This is a genomic window from Burkholderia sp. AU16741, assembly GCF_002223345.1.
Classification (GTDB): domain Bacteria; phylum Pseudomonadota; class Gammaproteobacteria; order Burkholderiales; family Burkholderiaceae; genus Burkholderia; species Burkholderia sola.
In genome coordinates this window covers 341,223-364,842 of the sequence record NZ_NKEZ01000007.1, presented here as the reverse complement: position 1 = coordinate 364,842, position 23,620 = coordinate 341,223, and the positions used below count along the sequence as shown (strand labels likewise).

Sequence of the window (23,620 nt, the reverse complement as noted above, 5' to 3'; positions counted from 1 at the left end):
CACGGCGGCCCGCGCGCACGGCCTCGGTGTTTTCTTTATCCGGGTCGGTAAATGTCCGTGTGGCGCGGCTGTCACTCCGGCTATGGCGGCCGAAATTGGCCGACTACGCTGCGTCTCCGATCGTGTCATCCGCACGCTTTCGTGCCGCGACGGCGCCCGGCCCGCGAGGCCGATGCCGCGCTTTTCCACCGCCCGCTCCTGGAGAACCCGCATGTCCGCATCCACGGCCCGCGCTGCCGACGGCAAGCGCTATACGTACGAATGGTATGTCGTCGTCATCTGCATGCTCGCGTACGTCTTTTCGTTCGTCGATCGCCAGGTCCTCGTGCTGATGATCGAACCGATCAAGCGCGACCTGCACCTGTCGGATACGCAGTTCAGCCTGCTCAACGGCTTCGCCTTTTCGCTGTTCTACGCGGTGATGGGGCTGCCGGTCGCGTATCTCGCCGACCGCTATGCGCGCCCGCGCATCATCTCGCTCGGCATCGCGCTGTGGAGCGTCGCGACCGCCGCGTGCGGGATGAGCCAGCACTTCGTGCAGATGTTCGTCGCACGGATGGGCGTGGGCGTCGGCGAGGCCGCGCTGTCGCCCGGCGCGTATTCGATGCTCGCCGACTACTTCCCGAAGGAGAAGCTCGGCCGCGCGATCGCCGTGTATTCGCTCGGCTCGTTCATCGGCGGCGGCATCGCGTTCCTGATCGGCGGCTACGTGATCGCGCTGCTCAAGCATGCGAGCGCATTCACGCTGCCGGTCGTCGGGCGGGTGCATGCGTGGCAGGTAACGTTCCTGATCGTCGGGCTGCCGGGCATCCTCGTCGCGCTGCTGTTCGCCGCGACGGTGCGCGACCCGCAGCGCAAGGGGCTCGCGCAGGATCGCTCGGGCGCCGTGCGGCGCGTGTCGATGCGCGATTCGCTGCGCTTCGTCGGCACGCATCGCGCGACCTTCGCGTGCCACTACCTCGGCTTCTCGTTCTACGCGATGACGCTGTACTGCCTGCTGAGCTGGACGCCCGCGTTCTATATCCGCCGCTTCGGGATGACGGCCGTCGAAGCCGGCTACACGCTCGGCATCGTGCTGCTGGTCGCGAACACAGCCGGCGTGTTCTGCGGCGGCTGGCTCAACGACTGGCTCCTGCGGCGCGGCCGCGGCGATGCGCCGATGCGTGCCGGCGCGATCGGCGCCGCATGCATGGTGATTCCCGCGACGCTGTTCACGCAGCTCGACAGCATGCCGGCGTCGCTCGCGATGCTGGTGATCGCGATGTTCTTCGCGTCGTTCCCGATGCCGACGTCGACCGCCGCGATGCAGACGCTCGCGCCGAACCAGATGCGCGCGCAGATCTCCGCGCTGTTCCTGCTCGTGTCGAACCTGATCGCGCTCGGCATCGGCACGACCGTCGTCGCGCTGTTTACCGACCGCGTGTTCGGCGCGCCGGCCGCGGTCGGTCATTCGATGTCGATCGTCAACGTCGCGGCGGCCACGCTCGCCGCGCTGCTGCTCGCCGCCGGCTGCCGCCACTACCGCCGCAGCCTCGAGCGCGAACGCGGTCATGCAGCGGCCGCGGTGCCGGCTGACGCGGCCGTCGACGGCAGCAACGCCATTGCCGCTCGCTGAAGTCGCTCGGTTCACCGATCGCGTGGTCGGCGCACCGGCCGCGCGATCGCCGCAACGCTGACCGGCGACAATCGGCACGCCCACCATCATCCATCCCACTTATTCCGGTATCGCTTTTTAATCGATTTGATTTATGCAATGCCCATCCCTATTCTCGATCGCATGACGGCGCGGGGCTCTGCCGCGCCGCGTTCCTCTCCCCCACGGAATTTCCCATGCAAGCGAACCGCCACCAGGTCCGGATCGACGCGCTGATCGACGCGGCGCAGGACATCCGCTGTTTCCGGGTCTCGCGCGTCGACGGCCAGCCGTTCGACGCGTACGAACCGGGCGCCCATATCGACGTCACCGCGCCGTCCGGCATCACGCGGCAATACTCGCTGTGCGGCAACCCGGACGAGCGCGGCAGCTATCTGTTCGCGGTGAAGAAGGAAGCGCAGTCGCGCGGCGGCTCGCGTTCATTGCACGACGACGTGAGCGTCGGCGCGGAATTGTCGATCGGCACGCCGCGCAACCTGTTTCGTCTGACCGATGACGCGAGCGAGCACGTGCTGGTCGCGGCCGGTATCGGCATCACGCCGCTGCTGTCGATGGCGTATGCGCTGCACAAGCGCGGCGCGCGTTATCGGCTGCACTATTTCGCACGCAGCCGCGAGCATGCCGCCTTCGTCGACGAACTGTCCGCCGAACCGTTCGCGTCGCGCGTGACGTTTCATTACGGCGTCGAGCCCGATGCGCTCGCGGCCGAACTCGGCCGCTGCATCGAGTCGATCGATCTGAAAGCGCATGTCTATACGTGCGGGCCGGGGCCGTTCATGGATGCCGTTGTCGCGGCCGCGGCCGAGCGAATCCCGGAAGATGCGATTCATCTCGAACGCTTCGCGGCGGATCCCGTCGCCGCGGATGCAGGCAATGCCGAAGCCGGCGCGAGCCCGGCCGATGGCTTCGAAGTACGCCTGAAACGCAGCGGTCAATCGGTGCGCGTCGCGCCCGATACGTCGATCGTCGACGCACTCGCGGCGATCGGCATCGAGGTCGACACGTCATGCGGCGAAGGCGTATGCGGCACCTGCATGGTGCCGGTGCTCGACGGCGAACCCGATCATCGCGACCACTGCCTGAGCAAGGCCGAGCGCGCGAGCAACACGGTGATCTGCTGCTGCGTGTCGCGCGCGCGCTCGGCGGTGCTCGTGCTCGATCTCTGATGCGCCGAGCGCGCCGCCATGTTGCCGCGCCGATCTACTGATTGACTGATGTAAAGGCGCGCGGGCGACGGACACTCCGCCACGGCGGTGGCGTCGTGCGGGAGCCGCCCGACCATCACTCGTCGAAACGCTCGACGATCTCGGCGAGCAGCGCGCGCATCCACGCGTTGCCCTCGTCCTCGTGGAAGTGCTCGTGCCAGTGCATCGTCACCGGCGCGGGCGGCAGCGTGACCGGCAGGTCGTACAGGCGGAATGCATTGTCGCGATTGAGAATCTGCGCGAGCCGCTTCGGCAGCGTCGCATACAGATCGGTGACCGACAGCACGCTCGGCAGCGCGACGAAGTGCGGCACCTCGAGCGCGATGTTGCGGCCCACGCCCTGCACGCGCAACGCGTCGTCGAGCGCGTGGTGGCTGTGCTCGACCGATTTCACGTTGACGTGCGCGGCGCGCACGAACTGCTCGAGGCTCAGCGCGGCCGCCGTCGGCAGCCCGCGCCGGCGCCCCGTCATGCACACGTAGGTTTCCTCGAACAGCACCTGGTGGCGCGTGCGCGGCATCAATTCCGGCAGGTTGCCGATCGCGAAATCGAGCCGGCTCGCGCGTAGCGCTTCCTCGATCTCCTCCACCGGCAGCGGCTGCACGCTGAGCGTCACGCGCGGCGCGCGCTCGCGCAACGCCTGGCAGATCGCCGGCAGGTACGCCATCTCGCCGGCATCCGACAGCGACAGCCGGAACGTGCGCGTGCTGGTGGTCGGATCGAAGCGCTCCGCGTAGCGCAGCGCGACGCGCACCATGTCGAGCGCCTTGCCGACGATGCCCGCGAGTTCGAGCGCGACCGGCGTCGGCTGCATCCCCGAACGCGTGCGCACGAACAGCGGATCGTCGAACAGCGTGCGCAGCCGGCCGAGCGAATAGCTGACGGCCGGCTGCGACAACGCAAGCCGCTCGCCGGCCTTCGTCAGGCTGCGTTCCTCGACGATCGCCTGGAATACGCGCAACAGGTTCAGATCGAGATGATCGACCGATGTCATCGTGACCTCCATCATTTGCCGCATTTATTTGATTATCGATTTTAGATCAATTTGACCGATATGCGGCAGAAGACGAGACTCGTCTTCGGACGCCGCGCACAGCCCGGCCCGATTTTCGCGACTCTTTCCCCACGACGACGATGAGCGACATTGCCTACCAGACGATCGACACCCGCGCGTTGCACGGCCTCGCGCAGCCCGACCGCATCGCGCCCGCGATGTATCACGATCCCGCGCTGTTCGAAGCCGAACTCGACCGCATCTTCTACCGCACCTGGATCTGGGTCGCGCACGAGAGCGAACTGCCGAACCCGGGCGACTTCGTCACGACGACGATCGGCCGCCAGCCGGTGATCGTCGTGCGCGACAAGACCGGCGAGGTCAACGTGCTGCAGAACCGCTGCCGCCATCGCGGCGCGACCGTGTGCGAAGCGCACAAGGGCAACGCGAAGGGCTTCACGTGCCCGTATCACAGCTGGTCGTACGCACTCGACGGCACGCTGCGCGCGCTGCCGTACGGTGACGGCTACGAAGGCGTGTGTGACAAAGGCGACCTGCCGCTCGTAAAGCTGCGCGTCGGCGTGTACCAGGGGCTGATCTTCGCGAGCTTCAACGATGCGATCGAGCCGCTGGAAGATTTCCTCGGCGGCGCGAAGCCGTGGATCGACCTGTTCATGAAACAGGGCGCCGGCTACCCGATCAAGGCGAACGGCGAGCACAAGTTCAAGTTCAAGGGCAACTGGAAGATCCAGCTCGAGAACACCACCGATCTCTATCACTTCCCGGTCGTGCACAAGTCGTGGATGAAGTCGATCGACGACGAGACGGCCGCCGCGATCACGAGCTTCATGACGAGCGAGCACGCGTTCTGCCGCGCGCTCGGCAACGGCCACAGCCTCGCGGTGCTGATGCCGGAGCTGATCGACCTCGACGAAGACGACGGCGCACCGCTGCCCGAACGCTTCGCGCCGCTCGCGGCGAAACTCGCCGAGCGTCACCCGCCCGAAGCGGTGCGCCGCATCGTGCGCTCGCTGATGGGCGTCGGCTTCAACCTGAACCTGTTCCCGAACCTCGCGCTGTCGATGGCGTTCTTCCGCGTGCTGCGGCCGATCTCCGCGAACGAAACCGAGATCCGCCACGTCGCGCTCGCGATGGACGGCGGCCCCGACGAAGCGAACCGCGAGCGGCTGCGCATCCACGAGCATTTCCAGGGCCCGTTCGGCTTCGGCAGCCCCGACGATGCCGAAGCGTGGGAGCGCGTGCAGCGCGGCGCGCATGCGGGACCCGACGTACCGATCCTCGTGAATCGCGGGCTGAACCGCGAGACGACCGCCGCGAACGGCGAAAAGACCGCGCACGCGACCGACGAAACCGGCATGCGCGAGGCCTACCGGCAATGGCGCAACATGATGGAGCAGCAATGATGGACGACCGCAACGCCCTCTTTTCCGAGCAGACCTTCGCCCGCGCGGTCGAATTCGTGTGGCGCGAAGCCGAGATGCTCGACCGCCGCGACTACCGCGCGTGGCTCGACCTGTGGGAGCCGGCCGGCCACTACGTGGTGCCGATCGATCCCGACGCGACCGATTTCGCGGCGACGCTGAACTACGTGTTCGACGACCAGGACATGCGCGAGAAGCGCGTGCAGCGGATGGTGTCCGGCTATTCGGCGTCGGCCGCCGACGCGGCGCGCACGGTGCGCACCGTGTCGCGCTTCACGCTGGAAAGCGGTAGCGCCGATAACGTCGAGCTGAAATCGGCGCAGGTCGTGGTCGCGTACAAGCGCGGCGTCGCGACGCTGTTCGCGGCCGACGTCACGCACAAGCTGCACGTGGATGCCGAAGGCGAGATGCGGATCGCCGAGAAAGTCGTGCGCCTGATCGACTCGACCGAAGCGCTCAGCGCGATCGGCTTCCTGCTGTAAGCCGTGGCCGGCTCACCGTCGCCAACGCAATGGTGAGGTGGGCACCTTCACCTGTGAGCGGCTGCCGGTTCGCCGTCGCCCGCGCAAAGGTGAACCGGTCACCTTCACCTTTCAGCGGCGGGCGCTTCGCCATCGCTCACGCAACGGTGAGCCCGTCACCTTCACCTTTCCGGCCCCTCATGCCCACACTCGAAGTTTTCCTGCCGGCCGGCCACGACGACGCGCGCAAGGCCGAACTGATCGCACGACTCAGCCACGCGACCGTCGACGCGATCGGCGCACCGATCGAATCGGTGCGCGTGCTGCTCACCGAATTGCCCGCGACGCATATCGGCCTAGGCGGCCGCAGCGCCGCGGACGGCGCGCCGCCGTCGCTGCCGGTGATCGTCGCGATCCTGATCGCCGGGCGCACCGACGAACAGAAGCGCGCGCTGATCGCCGCGCTGTCCGACGCGGGCGCGAACGTGCTCGATGCGCCGCTGCAGGCGACGCGTGTGATCATCAAGGACATTCCGAACACCGACTTCGGCATCGGCGGCCAGACCGCGCGAGCGCTGGGACGCTGACCATGCGTCGCGCGTCGCTGCCTCGCCGCCACGCGTCCGTGCGGTTGCGCTCAACCGTCGGCGAGCGGCAGCGTCACGCGGCAGTCGAGCCCGCCGCCCGCGGCCGGGTTCGCGGCAATTCGCCCGCCGTGGCGCGTGACGATGCTCTTGCACAGCGACAACCCGATCCCGTTGCCGCCGGCCTTCGACGACGAGAAGCCGTCGAACAGCCGGTCGTGTGCGCCTTCGGCGATACCGGGCCCGTTGTCGATCGCACGCAGTTGCGCGTGCCCATCGACATTCGCGGTGCCGAGCGTCAGCGTGCGCGGCACGCGCTCGCAACTGGCGAATGCCTCGATCGCATTGAACGCGAGATTCAGGATCACCTGCCCGATCAGCACGCGCTCGCAGCGGATCGGCAGCGGCGCGTCGGCCTGCACGATCGCGACCGTCACGCCGGCCTCCTTCGCGCGCAGCTCGATGAAGTACGCGACGTCCGCGAGAATGTCGCGCAGGTCGGCCCGTGCGACGACCGGCTCGCGCTTCACGATGAATTCGCGCACGCTCTTGATGATCAGCGCCGCATGCTCGGCCTGCCGGTCCGCACTGCGCAGCCCCCAGATCGCGTCGTCGACGGCGCCGTTGCCGTTCAGCCGCCGCACCGCGCCTTCGATGAAATTGCGCACGGCCGCGAGCGGCTGGCTCAGTTCGTGCGCGATCACGGTCGCCATCTCGCCCATCGCGTTGTAGCGGCCCGCGTATTCGAGCATCCGCGCCTCGGCGCGCCGCGCGTCCTCGATCGCGACTTCGTCGCTCACGTCGCGAAACTGCACGAGCAGCCCGTCGAGATCGCCTTCGATCTCGACCTGCCGGCACAGGATGCGCAGCCAGCATGCCGAGCCGTCGCGCCGCACGATCCGGTAGCGCTGCGGCGCGGACGGGCACGCGGACGGCGCGTCGCGCAACTGCGCGACGAGCCGGTCGCGATCGACCGCCGAGCAGTAGTCGAGCACCTCGCCGAGCGGCTCGTCGGGCGCGAGCCCGAGCACGCGGCGGCCCGACTCGCTAATGAACTGCACACCGCCGTGCGGCGTCACGACCGCGATCCCTTCGTCGAGATCCTGCATGAACTCGCGCAGCCGCGCCTCGTAGCGGCGCAACTGCTGGCGCACCGCCTCTTCCGCGCTGATGTCGCGGAACTGCACCATCACGACGTCGCGCCCGCGCAGCGGCACGTAGGTCGCAGTGGCCTCGGACAGCATGTCGACGCCCGTACGCGAGCGATAGCACCATTCGTACACCTGCGGGCCATCGACGAGCGCACGATCCCACGCGCTCACCGCGATCTCGCGCCGGTACTTCGGTTCGGGGCGCGTCATGTCCGGCGCCTTCAGCGGCAGCAATTCCTCGACGGAAAAGCCGAGCGCGATGCATGCGGCGCGATTCGCCCACACGATCGCCCGGGTGCGCGCGTCGTGCAGCAGCACGCACGTGGTCAGCGCGTCGAGCAGCCGGTGGAAATCGTCTTCGTCGGGAAAACTCATGATCGGATTCGGAGGAAGGCGCGCGGCATCGCGCGGCCGGAAACCCAACATAGCACCGGCGCGCGCCGATCGCATCTGAAGATTTCTTTAGGCCGGCACGGAGCGTCACCAGTCGCGCGGCCCAACGCACCAATTGCTGCGTGTTTTCGGCGTTTCTAGACTGGCTGCATCGTCTTGCCCCCGACAACCGACATCGACATCGCCCCCATCCCCAGGAGACTTTCATGCCGCAAGCCGCCCTCGCCATCGAATCCGCGCCGACCTCGCCGGCCGCGGCACGCCCCGCGGCCACGCCGTTGTCGCCGCTCGACGCGGTGATCGAAACCGTCGCCGCGCGCCGCGACGAATTCGACCGGCTGTCGCACGTGCCGCGCGACGTGATCGCGCTGTTCAAGCAGGCCGGCATCTATCGCGCGGGCACGCCGCGCCGCTTCGGCGGCGATGCGCTCGCGCCGACCGCGTTCCTCGACATGATCGAACGGATCGCGACCGCCGACGGCTCGGCCGCGTGGGTCGCGAGCTTCGGCTCCGCGAACGTCTATCTCGCCGCGCTGCCGCTCGACACGCAGGCCGAGCTGTACGCGAGCGGCCCGGACCAGGTGTTCGCGGGCGGCCTGTTCCCGGTGCAGCCCGCGCAGGACGCGCCGGGCGGCTGGCGCGTGAACGGCACGTGGAAATTCGCGAGCGGCTGCAAGGGCGCCGACTGGCTCGGCGTCGGCATCGCGGTGCCCGGCGCGCAGCACGCCGCGCCGAACAAGCCGCGCACGGCCGTATTCCGCGCCGCGGACGTCGAGATCGTCGAGAACTGGAGCGTGGTCGGCATGCAGGGCACCGGCAGCCATGACCTGCGCGTGAACGACCGCTTCGTGCCCGAGGCGTGGACCTTCGTGCGCGGCGGCGAGGCGACCGTCGACGAGCCGCTGTACCGCTACCCGACCGTCGCGTATGCGGCGCAGGTGCTGGCCGTCGTCAACCTCGGCCTCGCGCGCGCGGCGCTCGACGTCGTGAACCGGATGTCGGGCGGCCGCCAGACGACGACCGGCGCGCCGCGTCTCGCCGATCGCGCGTATTTCCGCATCGAGCTCGCAAAGGCGGAAGCGCAACTGCGCTCGGCGCGCGCGTTCTTCTACGATGCGACCGATACCGTGTGGCAATCGATCCTCGCCGGCAACGCGGTGACGCCCGATCAGGTCAGCCTGCTGCGGCTCGCGGCCACGCAGATCGCCCGCGAAGGCGCGAGCGTCGTCGAGCGCGCATACCGCCTCGGCGGCACGGCGGCGATCTATCGGTCGCATCCGCTGCAGCGGCTGCTGCGCGATGCGATGGTCGTCACGCAGCACGCGTTCCTCGCCGAAGGCAACTTCGACGGCGCGGGCGCGGTGTTCACCGGCGCCACGCCGTTTCCCGGCTATCTGTAACCGGCATCGACCGACACTTTTGATGAACGCGCATGAAGCCGCCGCACCGTCGCCGGCCGGCTCGCGCACCCCACCGATCCCTCTGGAGAACCCGATATGTCCGATTCGAATCCGCTGCCGCTGCGCGTGCTGTTCTGCTGCGGCGTGTCGCAGAATTTCTTCGACCTGCCGCGCGAGAAGATCGGCGAAGTGTGGCAGGCGTATGGTGCAATGCTCGCGGCCGTCGAAGCGATGCCCGGCGTGCGCGTGCTCGGCGTGATGGACGACGACCGCCTCGTGGTCGGCCAGGCCGACGGCGCGCCGTGGACCTTCTACATCATGGCCGACGTCGCCGATTTCGACACGACGGTCGCCGTGTGCAACCTGTACCGCACGACGCCCGTCGGCGAATACAACCTGTGGCGCTACGGCAAGATCGAGGCACGCGTCGGCCGCGCGCTGACCGTGCCGCCGGCCGCGAAGCCCGCGGCGTGAGGCGCGCGATGATCGACTTGTCTCCCGCGGCGATCAACGCGCTCACGCAGCGCGTCGCGACGCTCGACGCCGAGCGCGCGGTGCGCGCGACGATCACGCGCTACATGGCACTGTGCGACGTGCCCGAAGCGGCTGGCGAGGGCCCGTCGCTGGCCGAACTGTTCACGGCCGACGCCGTGTGGGAAGGCATCGGCCCGCAGTACACGAAGAAGTTCGGCCGCCTCGAAGGCACGGCCGCGATCGTCGCGATGCTCGGCCGCTATCTGCCGCCCGATCCGCATTTCTCGGCGAACCTGCACTTTCTGACGTCGGAGTCGATCGAGATCGGCGCCGGCCATGCCAGCGCGCGCGGCCGCTGGATCATGCTGCAAGCGTCGCGCTACGCAAACGGCTCGGCCGAACTGATCGCCGCGCGGCTGACGATCGATTTCACGCCGACCGCCGACGGCTCCGCCTGGCTGATTCGCCATTTCCGCACCGAACGCGTGCTCGACGGCCCGTGGCCGCTCGCCGCCGCGCCACGGGCCTGATGTTTCCCGCTGCTTTCGCACGATACCGACCATGACAGGATTCATCGACACCTTCACGCTCGGCGGCCCGGGCCCGACGATCGCGATCAAGGACACGATCGACATCGCCGGCCATCCGACCCGTGCGGCGAGCCGCGCGCTCGCCGATGCGCCGCCCGCCGCGCGGCATGCGGACGTGGTCCGCCTGCTGCTGGACGCCGGCTGGCAGATCGCCGGCAAGGCGAACATGCACGAGCTCGCGTTCGGCATGACCGGCATCAACGACTACACGGGCACGCCCGTCAATCCGCAGGACGCCACGCGCATTCCGGGCGGCTCGTCGAGCGGTTCCGCGTCGCTCGTCGGGCTCGGCGCCGTCGACGCGGCGCTCGGCACCGATACCGGCGGCTCGATTCGCGGGCCGGCCGCGTGCTGCGGCGTGGCCGGGCTGAAACCGACGTTCGGCCGCGTGTCGCGGCGCGGGGTCGCGCCCGCGGACACCACGCTCGATTGCGTCGGGCCGTTCGCGCGCGAGATCCGCACGCTCGTCGCGGTGATGGCCGCGATCGCGCCGGGTTTCGAACGCGCGCAGGCGAGCGCCTCCGTCGAAGGCTGCACGGTCGCGCAACTCGCCGTCGAAGCCGATCCGGCGATCGCGGCCGCGCTCGATGCGGCCGTTCGCGCGTCGGGTCTGCGTTCGCATACGGTCGTGCTCGATGAAATGCCGGCCGCGTTCGCGGCAGGGCTGGCCGTGATCAATGCGGAAACGTCGCGCGCGTTCGGTCATCTGGTCGAAACAGGCAAGCTCGGCGCCGATCTCGACGCACGACTGCGCACGGCCGCGACGACGACACCGGCCGCGCTCGCGCAAGCCGAAGCCGTGCGCGCACGCTTCACCGCGCAGGTCGATGCCGCGCTCGAACACGCAAACGTGCTGGTGCTGCCGACGCTGCCCGCACTGCCGATCACGCTGCAACAGGCCCGCGACGGCGTCTCGGTGATCGCGATGTCGTCGCTGATCCGGCCGTTCAACCTGAGCGGCCATCCGGCGCTCAGCCTGCCGCTGCCGCTCGCCGGTTCGCCGTTGAAGGCCGGCTTGCAGATCGTCGGACGCAAGGGCGCGGACGAACGGGTCTGCGCGATCGCGGCACACTTCGAAGCGGCATTGGCCGCATGAACCACGATGCGAGCGCCGCCACAGGCGTGCGCCCGCGAACCACGGAACGCCACACCATGTCAGATCGAGTCGTCCTCGTCACCGGCGCCGCGCGCGGGCTCGGCGCCGTCCTCGCCGAACGCTTCCATGCGGCCGGCTATCGCGTCGCACTGGCCGACATCGCCGCCGACGCCGTTCAAGCGCATGCACGCGAACTCGACCCGAGCGGCGAACGCGCGATCGCGCTGCCGCTCGACGTCACGTCGAAACGCGATTTCGAAGCGGCGCGCGATGCGCTCGTCGCGCGCTGGGGCACGATCGACGTGCTCGTCAACAACGCGGGCGCATCGAAGGTCGTGCCGGCGATGGAGATCACGGCCGAGCAGTTCGACCACGTGATCGACGTGAACCTGCGCAGCGTGCTGTTCGGCTGCCAGGTGTTCGGCCAGTACTTCGCGCAGCGCGGCGCGGGCCGCATCGTCAACATCGCGTCGCTCGCCGGGCAGAACGGCGGCTCCGCGACGGGCGCGCACTACGCGGCCGCGAAAGGCGGCACGCTGACGCTGACCAAGGTGTTCGCACGCGATCTCGCCGCGCAGGGCGTGACCGTCAACGCGATCTCGCCGGGGCCGCTCGATCTGCCGATCGTGTACGAAAGCGTCGCGCCCGAAAAACTGCGTCAGGTGCTCGCGAGCCTGCCGGGCGGCAAGCTCGGGTCGGCCCGGTTCGTCGCGGATGCGGCCGTGCTGCTCGCATCGGGCGACGCGCATTTCGCGAACGGGGCGTGCTGGGACATCAACGGCGGGTTGTACATGCGCTGAACGCGCCGAGCCTCATCGCGACGACGCGCCGTCGTCGCCCCACACGACCATCACGTCGCGCACGAGCGCGGCGATCGACGTCGCGCCGAGCTTCTCCTTGATGCTCGCGCGATGCACGTCGACGGTCTTCACGCTGATCGACAGATCCGACGCGATCTGCTTGCTACCCTTGCCGTCCACGACACCGCGCAGCACTTCCTTCTCGCGCGCGGTCAGCGCATCGAGCCGCTGGCGCAGCTCGCGGTGACGCTGGCTCACCGCGTGCCGCTGCTGCGCGAGCCGCAGCGCGCGCTGCACGCGCTCGAGCATCTGCTGCGAGTTATACGGCTTCTCGACGAAATCGATCGCGCCGTTCTGCAGCGCGCGTACCGACATCGGAATGTCGCCGTGTCCGCTGACGAAGATCACCGGCAGCGTCGCACCGCGCGCATTCAGTTCGGCCTGCACGTCGAAGCCGCTTTTCTCCGGCATCCGCACGTCGAGCACGAGGCACGCGGGCAGGTTCACGTCGAAGCGCGCGAGAAAATCGGCCGCGTTCGCGAACCCTTCGGACGCGATGCCCACCGATTCGAGCAACCACGCGAGCGACGTCCGCATGCCGCCGTCGTCGTCGACGATATATACGATCGGTGCGGGTGACGTCATCGCGGGTGTCTCGCTGAATGTCGGTATCGGTATCGCACGCGCCGCGCGCAACGCCGGTGGCCGGCGTGTCGCGAGCGTCGTTCGCTGGGGGTGCGGCACATCATAACGAGCCGAAAACCCGCTGCAAACCCCTTCACGTGCCGCGCGAACGCGCAATCGCGGTTTTTTGCGCGCGCGATGGCGTGCATCTAGGTAGAACCTTTAGACGCGTCGGCAGGAACGCCATCCCGATCGCCAATCGTGCGAATGGTCGGCCGCCTTTTCGCGGCGTACGCTTGGGTCATCGTCGGCCACGCGAGGCTGCATCGACAGCGCCCGCGATCGCCGCCTTCATCCAACCTGGAGCGCCCATGTCCGCAACGACCGATACCCCGCAACCGGCGCGCGCCGAACCGACCGACGCGCAGAAGGCCTTCCGCCAGGCGATGGCCCATCTCGGCGCGGCCGTCAATGTGATCACCACCGCGGGCCCGCACGGCCGCTGCGGGATCACCGCGAGCGCCGTGTGTTCCGTCACCGACGCGCCGCCGACGCTGCTCGTGTGCCTGAACCGGTCGAGCGCGATGCATGCGACCTTCGAGCGCAACCGTCAGGTCTGCATCAACGTGCTGCCGGCCGAGCACGAGTTGCTCGCGCGACACTTCGCGGGGCTCACCGACCTGCCGATGGAGCAGCGCTTCGCATTGCCCGTGTGGGATCGCGGCGAACGGGACGTGCCGGTGCTGCGCGATGCGCTCGCGAGCCTGCAGGGCACGATCGCCGAGATGAAGGAAGTCGGCTCGCATTCGGTGATGTTCATCGAGGCGACGTCGATTCGCGTGCGCGACGACGGCGACAGCCTGATCTACTTCAGCCGCGCGTTTCATCGCGTGTCGCGCACCGCGTGCGTGCGGTGACCGGCACATGACTACGCGGACGTGCGCAACGCGCGCTGCCCGGCCGCGAATGCCGCGCCCACGAACAGCGTCAATGCCGAATACACGAGCCCGCGCGCGAGCCCCGCACTGTCCGACACCCAGCCGATCGCGACCGGCCCCGCGATCTGCCCGAATGCGAAGACTGTCGTGAATGCGCTGATCCCCTTCGCCCAGCCGTCGGGCGGCAGGTTGTGCCGCACGAAGGCCGTCGTCGACGCGACCGCCGACAGGAACGTCGCGCCGAACAGCAAGCCCGATGCGAATGCGGCGGCCGGGTGCACGAACAGCGCGGGCATCAGCGTCGCGACGCCGAGCAGCGCGTTGAGCACGGCGAGCGCCTGGCCGCCGCGCATCCGGTCGAGCAGCCCCGACCACAGCCGCGCCGACACGACGGTCGCGACGCCGAGCATCACGTAGAACGCGGCGACGACCGTGCCGCTGATCCCCGCGCCGCGCAGCAGCGCGACGATGAACGTCATGTAACCGATATAGCCGACGCCGAACAGGCCGTAGCCGGCCAGCGCGAGCGCGAAGCGGGCCGGGCTCGCGGTCGCCGCCGGTTTCGCACCGTCGGCGCGCGTGGCCGGTGCCGCATGCGCATGCTCGATGCGGCGCGCGGCCAGCACGGCCACCGCCGAGAACAGCACGCACACCGCCGCGAGCGCGAACCACGCGGGCTGCCAGCCGTGCACGCGTGGCACGAGCGTGGCCGGCACGAGCAGCGACGACGCGACGATGCCCCATCCGGTGCCGCCGTAGTACAGGCCGAGCAGCAGCCCCGCATCGCGCGGCGACGCGGATGCGAGCCGCGCGGCCAGCACGCCGCCGCTGATGAAGATCAACGCGCTGCCGACACCCGTCGCCAGTCGCTGTGCGAGCAGCACATGCATGTCCGACGCGAGCCCGCAGGCGGCCATCAGCACGGCGGTCAGCGCGCAACCGGCGGCAAGCAGCGTCCCCGCGCGCCAGCGCCGCGACAGCAGAGGGAACGCGAGCGCGCCGATCAGGTAGCCGGCCGCGTTCGCCGTGTTCAGCGCGCCGGCCTGCGCGAACGTCCAGTCGAGATCGGCCTTCATCGGCGGCAGCAGCAGCGCATAGGAAAAGCGTGCGAGGCCGAGCGCGATCGCGCTGCCGAGCGACAGGCACATCGCGAGCCGCCAGGCCGCCATGCGGCCGGGATCGGTTGCGCCGGCGTCCGGCCGCGAGCGGCCGGCACGCTGCGGTTGCGGCACTACGCGCATCGGGTGTCTCCTTCGTTGTTCGGTTCCGGGGCTCACGCCGCCGTCGGTCGATCATACTGGAGCCGCCACGAAATCGGCACACGCGGCAGCGGCATACCCGCGACGGGCGCCGCGCCCGGTTCCCGCTCCCCGACACGACGGCCGGAAAACGCGGGAGACCAGCCGGCGCCGGCACGCGCTACCGCCCGAGTCCGGCCGCAAACGCCGTCAGCAGCGCCCGCCCTTCGGCCCATCCGGCCAGCCCGGACGCCGCGTTCAGGTGGCCGCGCGCGCCGAGCAGAAGCGGCGCCGCGCCGTGTTCCGTTGCCCATTCGAGCGCGCGCCCCGACGGATCGTACGGATCGTCCGCACTCGCGATCGCCAGCACCGGCACGCGCCCCAACCCGCCGTTCGGCAGGTTCGCGAACGCGGCGGCGGCAACCGGAAAGCGCGGCCCCGCCGGGTCGGGCATGGCCACGAGAAACGCGCCGCGCACCGCGCGCGACGACACCGCATGCCAATGCGCGAACAACAGACACCCGAGTGAATGACAAACGACTAGCGGGGCTGCCCCGGCGTTCGCGACGGCCTCGTCCAGCGCCGCCATCCAGTCGGCCAGATCGGGCGCGTCCCATGAAGCCGGCGCGATGCGCGCGGCGGCGGGAAACGCCGCCTCCCAGTGGCTCTGCCAATGATCCGGTCCCGAATTGCCGATACCCGGCACGATCACGATCGCTCGATCCATTACGCCCTCCGTCAACTTGAAGCCCAGAGTGTGACCACGCGTGAGTCCGCATGGAATGGCAAGTCATCGGTTATTGAGACAAAATGCCGATGAATCAACGGTATCGGAGGCCCGTCATGCCGGACGAAGCACTGGATCGCCTGGATCTTGCGATCCTCGAAGCGCTGCAGGACAACGCGCGGACGCCGCTGTCGGAAATCGGCAGGCGCATCGGGCTGTCGCAGCCCGCCACGTCGGAGCGCGTCAAGCGGCTGGAAGAACGCGGGATCATCGCCGGCTACGGCGCGCGGGTCGATCCGGCGGCGCTGGGGTTGGGCATGATGGCCATCATCCGGCTCAAGACAACGCACGAGCACATCCAGCCGGCGCTGCGCGCGTTCGCCGAGATGCCGCACGTCATCGAAGTCCACCGCATGACCGGCGAGGACTGCTTTCTGCTGAAGGTGCTGGTGCCGACGCCGGGCCAGCTCGAAACCCTCATCGACGCGATTGCCCGCTTCGGCGCGGTCACGACTTCGCTGGTGCTGCGCTCGGAACCGACGAAGGCGATCGGAAAGGCGCTGCTCGGATGACGCTCGCCGGCGGACCGGCTGCGTGACGCATGGAATCGGCAGACCGGTTCGAGCACCGGGCGATCGCGCACACGGTTTTCGTGAGTGACATGAATCGCATCAATCCGGTCAATTGAATTCAAATTAAAAATAACCGAATTCATTTCGTCGCGCACGGTTCGATTTCTTAAAAAAAAAGAAGCGTGATCTGTCGCTCGTTTTAATCACGTTTTCCAATATGTGGATCGAAAATCCTCGTGTTTAGCAGGCTTCTGCTAAAAACAATACAACGCATTGCATTCGTAAATTCGTCCGACTAATATCGACGCCACTCGCCCGGCATTCACAAAATTCCGAACGAGGAGCGGCAATATTTTTGCCGCGCTTTCATGTTGAATCACTCATGTTCACCACAGGAGAATTGACATGCAGGAAACCCAGCAAATCGAATTGCTTGACTGGATGCAGGAAGACACGCACCCCGAGGCCGTCGACATGATGGTCGAGGACGCCGTGGTGCCGTTCGGCACCGCGCTCTGGCCGGTCTGAGCGGGCCACCCGTTCTCGCGGAAGGGCCTCGGCCCTTCCGCCGCTTCCGGAGATACGCATGCTGAACCTGCACCGCGCGCTCGGTTTTCACCCGGCGCTGCGCGACAAGCTGGCACGCGGCGAATCGGGAAAACTGCTGGTCGGCTATGACACCCGCAACCGCGACACCGCGTTGCGCGCCTTTTCCGCCCTGCCCGATTCGCTCGACGCGACCACCCTCTGCCTCGAAAGCACCGCGCCCGCCGACATCGCCGCCGCGCTCGACGACGCCGACCTGTTCGTGCTGCTGTACGACTCGTCGTGCCTGCCGACGCCGTCGCCGAGCGGGCCGCCCTTTCTCGCCGCGATCCGCCCCGCGATCGTCGAACACTGGAGCAAATCGGTTTTATTCAAGGATTACGGCCCGCACCTCGACGAGGCGTTCGCCGAATCGCTCGACGACATCGCCGCGCGCAACGGCCGGCTGATCGACGCCGCCGCACGCGCGTCGCGGATCCGCTTCATCGACGAAGCCGGCAACACGCTGACGGGCTCGCTCACGCCGGACCAGAAATGGACGAGCGTGGACGGCATGGGCAACCTCGACGTCGTGCCCGGCGAGATCGCGACGCACGTGACGGACCTGAACGGCACCGTCGTGTTCAGCGGCACGTTTCTCGGCACCGTGCCGTTCGCGATCAAGTACAAGGTGGCCGAGCGGCTCGCGACGCTGCATGTCGAACACAGCACGATCGTCGATTTCGACACCGGCGATGCGGGCTTCCGGCGCGATTTCACGACCTATCTCGACCGGCACGCGAATCACCGGCGGATCGAGGAATTCGGCATCGGCACGAACCTCGGCATTCGCGGCCTGTACGGCCGCAACGCGGGGTTCGAGGAACGCCATCCGGGCCTGCATCTCGGCCTCGGCGGCGGCGAAAACGGCAGCCACCATCTCGACCTGATCTTCGCGCGCGGCACGCTCGCGCTCGACGAACGGATCGTGTTCGACGGCGCGTTCGCCGTCTGACGCGGCGGCGGGTTGCTCAGGCTTCGGCGGCCGCCGCGTCGCCGAGCCACTTGAACATCACGAAGCAGTCGACGAAGCCGAGCCGCGCGTGACGGTATGCGCGCGGCACCCGGCCGACGATCTCGAATCCCAGCTTCTGCCACAGCGCGACCGCGACCTCGTTCGTCGCGACCACCGAATTGAACTGCATCGCGAGGAAACCGCGCTCGCGCGCCACCTGTTGCGAGTGCTCGCACATCAGGCGCGCGACGCCGCGGCCTCGCGCGGCCTCGCTCACCATGTAGCCGCAGTTGCTCACGTGCTTGCCGGGGCCGGCCGCGTTCGCCTTCAGGAAATACGAGCCGAGCACCACGCCGTCCTCTTCGGCGATCCACGTGCAGAGCGGCGCGTCGAGCCACTGTGCGCGTGCCGCTTCCTGGGCCGGCTCGGGATCGAATGCATAGGTTTCCTGAGCAGCGACGATGGCGCGGTAGGTCGGCCAGAAACGGGCGAAATCGTCGTCGGTCATCGGGCGAATCGTGATCATGCGGGGGCTCTCGTGAGGTGATGTCGGCAAGCCAGACGGGCAAACGAGCGATCGTACCGCGATTCATCGACGGTCGCGTTATCGCCGCGCTGCGATATGCGACTGGCGGCGTGCCGTATCAGCGCTTGGACGCCTGGCGGAAACTCGAAGGGTTGATGAAGCCGGGTAGCCAGGCAGTGCTGTTTTCCGACGCGCGGGCGCACCGTCATGTGTTTCAGCTGCAGGCGTTTTATCTACGCTCGGCGCGGGATACATCGCGCACGCTCGCAAGGTTTGCGCGTCGGGGCAGATCGGGCCACGCAGACACGTCTGCATTGGCCGATTCGCGAGCGCTGTTTCGTCGCAATCTGAATCGACTGAATCCACGCCACCGCGCGCCATTCATGCCTCCCCGATCACTCTGACAATCCGCAACAATCTACCGCCATCCCATCTCAATAATACGGCATTTCGCGAACCTCCTACCTTATCATCAGCATTCCAAATCGATGGAGAAAACTGCGGAATGACCAAGTAGTAGCGGTTCTCCCCATTTGCCTGGTTCGGCGTCGGTAAGCGCTCGCTGCCGTCAATTCTCGGCAACCGTGGGGCGATGTCGAACATGCGACAACAAACACTGGCAAAGCGGGGGACCCCAATGAGAAAAGCGGCTGTCCGGGATAACGATCCGACAACAACGCGCGGCTTCGTCATCGCAATTTCTTCGACGATTTACGACAAAGGGAAACGTGTCGCATTGAGCGGCGATAAAGCGACATGCGGAAATTGCGAGGGCACCTTCAAAATTATCGGCTCCGGACAGGGCATGTCAGAAATCGGCCGAAACGTCGTGGTCGACGGTGACCGGGTCACGTGCCCATGCATGAAAAATCGCGTCGTTGCAGGCCGCAACCCTGGGATATTTCTAAAGTCGTCGGGAAACGCGCCGCTCGCGGAATCGAGTCCCTTCCACCGGTGCCCCGCACCGGCAGTTCACGACGAGCAGATCCGGTTGATCGATCGATTTTCCGGATGGCCACTCGCCGACATCCGTTATCGAATCACGGACTCTTCAGGTCGGCTCGTCGAGGGGCGGACCGATGAAAAAGGTCTGACATGCCGGGTCGAGACATCCGGTCAGGACGTAATCGACATCGAGATATATCGGGGAACCTAACCAATGTGCAATAGAAGTACGAATCCGCCGCGCGAACACGGATGGGAATCAGTCGGCACCGTTGCCACGAATACGACAGCGGACTCGATCCGGGATATCGAACTGGACCTGACACCGATATGCCAAAACATGTCGAACAAAACATTCCGGGCATCGATTGTCCGACTTCGCGACATGGCCGTTCCTTTGATTCAGGATCGCGTTGCCGGGCTGGCGCGATGGGACGATGCCGAGCAGTCGCGCGCACGGAAGTGGTTCGGCCGAAGCGACGACATCGCACGCGATACCCTGCGGCTCGGAATGCCAAAGCTGTTGGACGTCATGCAATCGCTCAAACCGGAGAACGTCATCAGATGGGATCAGCAGAAACAACGGAACATCACGTGCACCGTCTTTCCGGACAACGGCGACACGGATGCCGCAGTATGCAAGCCCGATTCCGAGAAGCGTATCATCGCGATCTATTCGCATTTCTGCACATCGCCGCCGGCGCAACGCTGGCGAGGATGCCAACTACTCACACTCATTCACGAATGCACGCATTTCGCGGATGTGTTCGACTCCACCGACGAAATGTATGGCGTGTCAATCGGTTTGACCTTCTGGGCACAATCCAATCCCGACAAAGCAATTCGCAACGCGGACAGTCTTGCGTGCTATGTCGGCTTTGACGGATAAGGAACTCGCGTAATGCGCCTCATTTTCTTCGCTCACCTGTTCGCGCTTTCGATATTCGTCGCAACACCGCTCGCCTATGCCTGCACGATTTCGACGGACATGGCGGATACGTTGCCGCTGAACTCCACCGACATCCCCAACAAGGCACGGATACGGATCGCTGAAATGGTTCTGGAAGCCCGCAACTGGCCAAACGTCGGCATACGCGGGATCGTCTATGCAGGAGGTTACGTCCGGGAACGCGATCCTGCCGCCCTCGCTCATCGGCGCGCCGTTGCCCTGAAAACCTACCTTATCCAGTTAGGCATCGGTGAACAGAACATCTGGGTAGATACAAGGACAATCAAACACCCGGACGTCGACAACGACGGACGCCTTTCGCTCAATCAGATTGCCGTGACGCTGGTCCCGATATGCGACGGAGGGTGCGAGCGCTTGTGCGGCGATCCCCGCGTGACGCCGACATCCAAAGCCATTCGCTAGCCCGTCCCGACCCATATCAACGAAGCGACCATGAACCCATCCCACGGCGCTGTATCGCATCACGACGCGGAAATCGTCGAAGTACGCACCGCCACCGGGCTTGCAGCCGCCTATTTGAAGGTCGCGGTTGAATCGCTCGGCGGTCCCGACAATCACGCCGCGGCCGTCGTCGCACTGCAAGCGGTCATTGAAGCCGGCAACCTTTCCGGTCTTCCGTCTACCGGCCCGCAAACCTGAATGCCCCCTCACGGCTGAACCATCCACACCAGCAGCATCCCATCCGGCGCGGCCTTCATCCCCGCCGGCGGATGCGCGATCGTCGGCTCCACCGCCAACGCGTGCGCGATCGCCGCCGCATCGTCGATCGTCGTCGTGTGCACGATCGTCATCAGCCGCGCCGGCCGGCGCAGCGTTTCGCGATACAGCGCGCCGTACCACAGCGGCCGCATGCCGAGCGCATCCTGCAACACGTACGGATAGCGCCACAACCGCAGCACCAAGCGGCTTTCCGGGTGGGCCGGATCGACGCGAACGAACACGCGCCGCGTGCTCTCGCCATGCGTATAGCGCGGCAGCACAGGCAGCGTATCGGGGGGCGCCTGCGGCACTAGCCAGCGCAGCGCGGTGGCCGGCGACCACGGCGTCGCGCGCTGCCAGCCGGCCTGCGCGAGATGGCGGTCGAGCGTGTCCGACGTCGCGCTCCATTGCAGCGGCAGATATTCCTCGCGGTCGCCGCCGATCTCGGTGCGCCGCGTCGGCACGCGCTGCCACCCGCCACGCAACCACTGGTCGACGGTCATCGCGACCACGTCGCCGACACGCGGACGCGCCGCGCGATCGCGCTGCCATTGCGCGGGCACCGTCCATACGCCGGCCGTCGCGAGCACGACGACGACCGCGACGAGCGCGCCGCGCGGCTGCACGTGCTCGCGCACGCGCCAGTACGCATAGGCGCCGGCGAGCAACGCGAACCATGCGAGCCCGAGGCTCCACCCGCCCAGCAGGCCCGACAACCAGGTATCGCCGACGTACAGCCGCGCGAAGCCGCCAAGCACGATCCACAGCACGACCGCCGTCACCACCGGAATGCGCCACGGCGCGGGCCGATCGCGCGCGAGCACCCAGCCAAGGCCGCTGCTCGCGAGGATCGCGAAGGCGGCGTCGCCGTCCGGCAGCGGCACGTGCAGCGCGCCGGGCGGCAGGCTCATGGGCGTCGCGCCGGGCGCGCCCGCGCCGAACACCGGCACGAGCACGACGGCGACGCCGACCGTCGCGAGCCACCACACGGCCGTCAGCCAGCAGCGATGGATCATCAGCCAGACGAGAAACGCGGCCGCGACGATCAGCCCCGTGTCGTGCCCATGCAGCACGGCGAGCGCGCTCATCGCGGCGTCGACGGGCGGCGTGCGCAGGCGCTGCAGGAACGCGTACAGCGCGATGTCCGCATGCATCAGCGGATCGTTCGCGACGACGTCCTGCACGATCCCCGCGAACAGCCACACGCAGCCGATGAACAACAGCGCGAGCGTGGGCACCGCGCCCGGCAACCCGCGCAGGTATGCGATCCCGTCGTGCAGCCGCGCGCCGAACCGCGGCCAGCGACGCACGCACGCGTGCACCGCTTCGGCGAGCGCACGACACAACAACGGCCAGCCGCGTCTCAGCGCGACGCGCACGCCGATCCACACGAGCGCGACCAGCGCGGCCACGACCAGCAGGATCGCGGCGACCCGCACGCTGATCGCCGCGGCCAGCGCGGCCGACGCGCCGAACAGGATGCCGGGCGCGACGTGCACGGGCGCCCACACGAGCGCCGAGATCGCGTTGACCGGATAGAACGACCGGCGCGGCAGCGTCGCGCAGCCCACGACGACCGGCACGACCGCCCGCACCGGCGCGAGAAAGCGCGCGAGCACGATGCTCTTCATGCCATGACGCAGCACGAACTCCTCGCCGCGTGCGTAGACGCCCGCGGAGCCGAAGCGCGCCCACATCTCGCGGATCATCCCGCGGTAACGTCGCCCGAGTTCGTAGCTGATCCCGTCGCCGATCACCGCGCCGACTGCCGCGACGCCGATCGTCGCCCATGCGTCGAGCGCACCGGCGCCGATCAGTGCCCCGGCCGCGAACATCACGGCGCCGGCCGGCACGACCGTGCCGATCAGCGCGATCGCTTCGGCACACGCGGCCACGAACACGATCGCCAGTACGAGCAGCGGATGCGCGCCGATCGCGCCGACCCACGCATGGATCGCGTCGCTCATCGCACACTCCCGAACGGTGCGGCCCGATGCGCGAACAGCGGGCCGGCAGAGGCATCGAATACGTTCATCGCGACATGCGCGTGCTCGCGCCGGCGTCGGAGGCCAGCGTCAATCGAACTCGTGTTGCCGCGCGTCGACCTCGAGCGGCGCATCGTGGTAGCCGACCGTCGCGATCTCGTGCAGATAGCGAGCAAGAAACGCGCCGATCGAGCCGGCGGCCTCGTATTGATGCACGTGACGGAACTCGTGGGTCAGCAGCCGGCGCGTGTCCTGCCCGCGCAGCACGTACACCGCGTGACCGAGCGTGAGGCCGATCGTCCCGGGCGCCAGCAGCCCGGTATCGCGGGCGATCGCGGCAAGCGTCGGCGTGTCGGGAAACGGCATGCGCTCGACCGTCATCACGCGAATCCGGTCCGGGTGCGCGACGTCCACCGTGCGCGCGTCGTCGGCTTGCGCCGGCGTCAGCGGCGCGCCCTGCGCGAGCCCGCGCGCCGCCTCCGCTTCGGCCCAGGCGACCGCGGCAGGCAATGCGGACGGCAGGATATCGGCCAGGTCGATCATTGCGGGGCTCCTCGGTTCGAACGGACGGCATCGGGCACCAGTTTAGTCCCGAATCGGAACGATTCGCGG

General features: G+C 67.7%; 26 protein-coding genes and 1 pseudogene. 19 read left to right on the top strand and 8 right to left on the bottom strand.

Annotation, left to right across the window (positions count from 1 at the left end; genetic code table 11):
* Positions 1-211: 211 nt before the first annotated feature.
* Complete coding sequence (locus CFB89_RS18530) at positions 212-1,615, top strand: MFS transporter (RefSeq protein WP_089469115.1); 1,404 nt, start codon at positions 212-214, stop codon at positions 1,613-1,615.
* Between the two features lie 215 nt (positions 1,616-1,830).
* Positions 1,831-2,820: a PDR/VanB family oxidoreductase gene (locus tag CFB89_RS18525; protein ID WP_089469114.1), complete on the top strand. Its 990-nt coding sequence runs from the start codon at positions 1,831-1,833 to the stop codon at positions 2,818-2,820.
* A 115-nt stretch (positions 2,821-2,935) separates the two neighbouring features.
* Here the strand turns inward: CFB89_RS18525 and CFB89_RS18520 are convergent, their stop codons facing one another.
* A complete protein-coding gene (locus CFB89_RS18520; RefSeq protein ID WP_089469433.1) occupies positions 2,936-3,853 on the bottom strand; it encodes a LysR family transcriptional regulator in 918 nt (305 codons plus the stop codon).
* Positions 3,854-3,993: 140 nt separating this feature from the next.
* Between CFB89_RS18520 and CFB89_RS18515 the strand changes: the two genes are divergently transcribed.
* The 3 genes from CFB89_RS18515 (at position 3,994) to CFB89_RS18505 (ending at position 6,343) form a co-directional block, all read left to right on the top strand.
* Positions 3,994-5,277: a Rieske 2Fe-2S domain-containing protein gene (locus CFB89_RS18515; protein WP_089469113.1), complete on the top strand. Its 1,284-nt coding sequence runs from the start codon at positions 3,994-3,996 to the stop codon at positions 5,275-5,277.
* The gene (locus CFB89_RS18510; protein WP_089469112.1) at positions 5,274-5,777 is read left to right on the top strand and encodes an aromatic-ring-hydroxylating dioxygenase subunit beta; all 504 of its coding nucleotides are present in this window, start codon (positions 5,274-5,276) and stop codon (positions 5,775-5,777) included. Before CFB89_RS18515 ends, CFB89_RS18510 begins: the two co-directional genes overlap by 4 nt.
* 179 nt (positions 5,778-5,956) lie before the next feature.
* Positions 5,957-6,343, top strand: coding sequence for a 2-hydroxymuconate tautomerase family protein (locus CFB89_RS18505; protein ID WP_053526569.1), 387 nt, complete (start codon positions 5,957-5,959; stop codon positions 6,341-6,343).
* A 50-nt stretch (positions 6,344-6,393) separates the two neighbouring features.
* Here CFB89_RS18505 and CFB89_RS18500 read toward each other — a convergent pair whose 3' ends face one another.
* The gene (locus tag CFB89_RS18500) at positions 6,394-7,941 is read right to left on the bottom strand and encodes a sensor histidine kinase (protein ID WP_089469111.1); all 1,548 of its coding nucleotides are present in this window, start codon (positions 7,939-7,941) and stop codon (positions 6,394-6,396) included.
* A 149-nt stretch (positions 7,942-8,090) separates the two neighbouring features.
* Here CFB89_RS18500 and CFB89_RS18495 point away from each other — a divergent pair, with 149 nt between their 5' ends.
* From CFB89_RS18495 to CFB89_RS18475, 5 genes are all read left to right on the top strand, one after another.
* Positions 8,091-9,284, top strand: coding sequence for an acyl-CoA dehydrogenase family protein (locus tag CFB89_RS18495; protein WP_089469110.1), 1,194 nt, complete (start codon positions 8,091-8,093; stop codon positions 9,282-9,284).
* Between the two features lie 96 nt (positions 9,285-9,380).
* Entirely contained in the window at positions 9,381-9,758 is a 378-nt protein-coding gene (locus tag CFB89_RS18490) for a hypothetical protein (protein WP_011356094.1), read from the top strand.
* 8 nt (positions 9,759-9,766) lie between these two features.
* The gene (locus tag CFB89_RS18485) at positions 9,767-10,288 is read left to right on the top strand and encodes a nuclear transport factor 2 family protein (RefSeq protein WP_089469109.1); all 522 of its coding nucleotides are present in this window, start codon (positions 9,767-9,769) and stop codon (positions 10,286-10,288) included.
* A gap of 31 nt (positions 10,289-10,319) precedes the next feature.
* Positions 10,320-11,444: an amidase gene (locus CFB89_RS18480; protein WP_089469108.1), complete on the top strand. Its 1,125-nt coding sequence runs from the start codon at positions 10,320-10,322 to the stop codon at positions 11,442-11,444.
* Positions 11,445-11,500: 56 nt separating this feature from the next.
* A complete protein-coding gene (locus CFB89_RS18475) occupies positions 11,501-12,244 on the top strand; it encodes an SDR family NAD(P)-dependent oxidoreductase (protein WP_089469432.1) in 744 nt (247 codons plus the stop codon).
* 12 nt (positions 12,245-12,256) lie between these two features.
* On the opposite strand, the gene CFB89_RS18470 is transcribed toward CFB89_RS18475, so the two are convergent.
* Positions 12,257-12,889 carry a response regulator transcription factor gene (locus CFB89_RS18470; protein WP_089436016.1) on the bottom strand — a complete coding sequence of 211 codons (633 nt, stop codon included), beginning with the start codon at positions 12,887-12,889 and terminating at the stop codon, positions 12,257-12,259.
* 350 nt (positions 12,890-13,239) lie between these two features.
* Here CFB89_RS18470 and hpaC point away from each other — a divergent pair, with 350 nt between their 5' ends.
* Positions 13,240-13,785 (top strand): 4-hydroxyphenylacetate 3-monooxygenase, reductase component, encoded by a 546-nt coding sequence (gene hpaC / locus CFB89_RS18465; RefSeq protein WP_089469107.1) that lies wholly within the window; start codon positions 13,240-13,242, stop codon positions 13,783-13,785.
* 11 nt (positions 13,786-13,796) lie between these two features.
* Here hpaC and CFB89_RS18460 read toward each other — a convergent pair whose 3' ends face one another.
* The gene (locus CFB89_RS18460; RefSeq protein ID WP_089469106.1) at positions 13,797-15,047 is read right to left on the bottom strand and encodes a YbfB/YjiJ family MFS transporter; all 1,251 of its coding nucleotides are present in this window, start codon (positions 15,045-15,047) and stop codon (positions 13,797-13,799) included.
* Between the two features lie 178 nt (positions 15,048-15,225).
* Positions 15,226-15,771, bottom strand: a complete 546-nt coding sequence (locus CFB89_RS18455; protein ID WP_089469105.1) for an alpha/beta hydrolase — start codon at positions 15,769-15,771, stop codon at positions 15,226-15,228.
* A gap of 116 nt (positions 15,772-15,887) precedes the next feature.
* Between CFB89_RS18455 and CFB89_RS18450 the strand changes: the two genes are divergently transcribed.
* The 3 genes from CFB89_RS18450 (at position 15,888) to CFB89_RS18445 (ending at position 17,883) form a co-directional block, all read left to right on the top strand.
* Complete coding sequence (locus CFB89_RS18450; RefSeq protein WP_089469104.1) at positions 15,888-16,343, top strand: Lrp/AsnC family transcriptional regulator; 456 nt, start codon at positions 15,888-15,890, stop codon at positions 16,341-16,343.
* 405 nt (positions 16,344-16,748) lie between these two features.
* A complete protein-coding gene (locus CFB89_RS35385) occupies positions 16,749-16,871 on the top strand; it encodes a hypothetical protein (RefSeq protein WP_006479692.1) in 123 nt (40 codons plus the stop codon).
* Between the two features lie 58 nt (positions 16,872-16,929).
* Positions 16,930-17,883: a leucyl aminopeptidase gene (locus CFB89_RS18445; RefSeq protein WP_089469103.1), complete on the top strand. Its 954-nt coding sequence runs from the start codon at positions 16,930-16,932 to the stop codon at positions 17,881-17,883.
* 16 nt (positions 17,884-17,899) lie between these two features.
* On the opposite strand, the gene CFB89_RS18440 is transcribed toward CFB89_RS18445, so the two are convergent.
* Complete coding sequence (locus tag CFB89_RS18440; protein ID WP_089469102.1) at positions 17,900-18,409, bottom strand: GNAT family N-acetyltransferase; 510 nt, start codon at positions 18,407-18,409, stop codon at positions 17,900-17,902.
* A gap of 152 nt (positions 18,410-18,561) precedes the next feature.
* On the opposite strand from CFB89_RS18440, the pseudogene CFB89_RS35785 reads away from it, so the two are divergent.
* The 5 genes and pseudogenes from CFB89_RS35785 to CFB89_RS18420 form a co-directional block, all read left to right on the top strand.
* Positions 18,562-18,813 (top strand): annotated as a pseudogene (locus CFB89_RS35785) (hypothetical protein); the annotation flags it as partial.
* A 197-nt stretch (positions 18,814-19,010) separates the two neighbouring features.
* Entirely contained in the window at positions 19,011-19,565 is a 555-nt protein-coding gene (locus CFB89_RS18435; protein WP_256979701.1) for a PAAR domain-containing protein, read from the top strand.
* Positions 19,566-19,694: 129 nt separating this feature from the next.
* On the top strand, positions 19,695-20,243 hold the full coding sequence (locus CFB89_RS18430) for a M35 family metallo-endopeptidase (protein ID WP_256979700.1): 549 nt from the start codon (positions 19,695-19,697) through the stop codon (positions 20,241-20,243).
* Between the two features lie 12 nt (positions 20,244-20,255).
* Positions 20,256-20,726, top strand: coding sequence for a hypothetical protein (locus tag CFB89_RS18425; protein ID WP_089469099.1), 471 nt, complete (start codon positions 20,256-20,258; stop codon positions 20,724-20,726).
* Positions 20,727-20,756: 30 nt separating this feature from the next.
* A complete protein-coding gene (locus tag CFB89_RS18420) occupies positions 20,757-20,963 on the top strand; it encodes a hypothetical protein (protein WP_089469098.1) in 207 nt (68 codons plus the stop codon).
* Positions 20,964-20,971: 8 nt separating this feature from the next.
* Here CFB89_RS18420 and CFB89_RS18415 read toward each other — a convergent pair whose 3' ends face one another.
* Together CFB89_RS18415 and CFB89_RS18410 are read right to left on the bottom strand one after the other, a co-directional pair.
* Positions 20,972-22,990 carry a VTT domain-containing protein gene (locus tag CFB89_RS18415; RefSeq protein WP_089469097.1) on the bottom strand — a complete coding sequence of 673 codons (2,019 nt, stop codon included), beginning with the start codon at positions 22,988-22,990 and terminating at the stop codon, positions 20,972-20,974.
* A gap of 108 nt (positions 22,991-23,098) precedes the next feature.
* The gene (locus CFB89_RS18410; RefSeq protein WP_089469096.1) at positions 23,099-23,551 is read right to left on the bottom strand and encodes a hypothetical protein; all 453 of its coding nucleotides are present in this window, start codon (positions 23,549-23,551) and stop codon (positions 23,099-23,101) included.
* Positions 23,552-23,620 lie beyond the last annotated feature (69 nt).

What these genes read in the sequence shown, in the direction of transcription:
- CFB89_RS18500 (WP_089469111.1), bottom strand. Translation starts at nt 7,941, where the DNA reads ATGCGATCGGCGCGCGCCGGTGCTATGTTGGGTTTCCGGCCGCGCGAT.
- CFB89_RS18435 (WP_256979701.1), top strand. Translation starts at nt 19,011, where the DNA reads ATGCGACAACAAACACTGGCAAAGCGGGGGACCCCAATGAGAAAAGCG.
- CFB89_RS35385 (WP_006479692.1), top strand. Translation starts at nt 16,749, where the DNA reads ATGCAGGAAACCCAGCAAATCGAATTGCTTGACTGGATGCAGGAAGAC.
- CFB89_RS18480 (WP_089469108.1), top strand. Translation starts at nt 10,320, where the DNA reads ATGACAGGATTCATCGACACCTTCACGCTCGGCGGCCCGGGCCCGACG.
- CFB89_RS18530 (WP_089469115.1), top strand. Translation starts at nt 212, where the DNA reads ATGTCCGCATCCACGGCCCGCGCTGCCGACGGCAAGCGCTATACGTAC.
- CFB89_RS18515 (WP_089469113.1), top strand. Translation starts at nt 3,994, where the DNA reads ATGAGCGACATTGCCTACCAGACGATCGACACCCGCGCGTTGCACGGC.
- CFB89_RS18505 (WP_053526569.1), top strand. Translation starts at nt 5,957, where the DNA reads ATGCCCACACTCGAAGTTTTCCTGCCGGCCGGCCACGACGACGCGCGC.
- CFB89_RS18440 (WP_089469102.1), bottom strand. Translation starts at nt 18,409, where the DNA reads ATGATCACGATTCGCCCGATGACCGACGACGATTTCGCCCGTTTCTGG.
- CFB89_RS18470 (WP_089436016.1), bottom strand. Translation starts at nt 12,889, where the DNA reads ATGACGTCACCCGCACCGATCGTATATATCGTCGACGACGACGGCGGC.
- CFB89_RS18415 (WP_089469097.1), bottom strand. Translation starts at nt 22,990, where the DNA reads ATGAGCGACGCGATCCATGCGTGGGTCGGCGCGATCGGCGCGCATCCG.
- CFB89_RS18455 (WP_089469105.1), bottom strand. Translation starts at nt 15,771, where the DNA reads ATGGATCGAGCGATCGTGATCGTGCCGGGTATCGGCAATTCGGGACCG.
- CFB89_RS18485 (WP_089469109.1), top strand. Translation starts at nt 9,767, where the DNA reads ATGATCGACTTGTCTCCCGCGGCGATCAACGCGCTCACGCAGCGCGTC.
- CFB89_RS18495 (WP_089469110.1), top strand. Translation starts at nt 8,091, where the DNA reads ATGCCGCAAGCCGCCCTCGCCATCGAATCCGCGCCGACCTCGCCGGCC.
- CFB89_RS18450 (WP_089469104.1), top strand. Translation starts at nt 15,888, where the DNA reads ATGCCGGACGAAGCACTGGATCGCCTGGATCTTGCGATCCTCGAAGCG.
- CFB89_RS18475 (WP_089469432.1), top strand. Translation starts at nt 11,501, where the DNA reads ATGTCAGATCGAGTCGTCCTCGTCACCGGCGCCGCGCGCGGGCTCGGC.
- CFB89_RS18490 (WP_011356094.1), top strand. Translation starts at nt 9,381, where the DNA reads ATGTCCGATTCGAATCCGCTGCCGCTGCGCGTGCTGTTCTGCTGCGGC.
- CFB89_RS18445 (WP_089469103.1), top strand. Translation starts at nt 16,930, where the DNA reads ATGCTGAACCTGCACCGCGCGCTCGGTTTTCACCCGGCGCTGCGCGAC.
- CFB89_RS18430 (WP_256979700.1), top strand. Translation starts at nt 19,695, where the DNA reads ATGTCGAACAAAACATTCCGGGCATCGATTGTCCGACTTCGCGACATG.
- CFB89_RS18410 (WP_089469096.1), bottom strand. Translation starts at nt 23,551, where the DNA reads ATGATCGACCTGGCCGATATCCTGCCGTCCGCATTGCCTGCCGCGGTC.
- CFB89_RS18425 (WP_089469099.1), top strand. Translation starts at nt 20,256, where the DNA reads ATGCGCCTCATTTTCTTCGCTCACCTGTTCGCGCTTTCGATATTCGTC.
- CFB89_RS18460 (WP_089469106.1), bottom strand. Translation starts at nt 15,047, where the DNA reads ATGCGCGTAGTGCCGCAACCGCAGCGTGCCGGCCGCTCGCGGCCGGAC.
- CFB89_RS18510 (WP_089469112.1), top strand. Translation starts at nt 5,274, where the DNA reads ATGATGGACGACCGCAACGCCCTCTTTTCCGAGCAGACCTTCGCCCGC.
- CFB89_RS18420 (WP_089469098.1), top strand. Translation starts at nt 20,757, where the DNA reads ATGAACCCATCCCACGGCGCTGTATCGCATCACGACGCGGAAATCGTC.
- hpaC (WP_089469107.1), top strand. Translation starts at nt 13,240, where the DNA reads ATGTCCGCAACGACCGATACCCCGCAACCGGCGCGCGCCGAACCGACC.
- CFB89_RS18520 (WP_089469433.1), bottom strand. Translation starts at nt 3,853, where the DNA reads ATGACATCGGTCGATCATCTCGATCTGAACCTGTTGCGCGTATTCCAG.
- CFB89_RS18525 (WP_089469114.1), top strand. Translation starts at nt 1,831, where the DNA reads ATGCAAGCGAACCGCCACCAGGTCCGGATCGACGCGCTGATCGACGCG.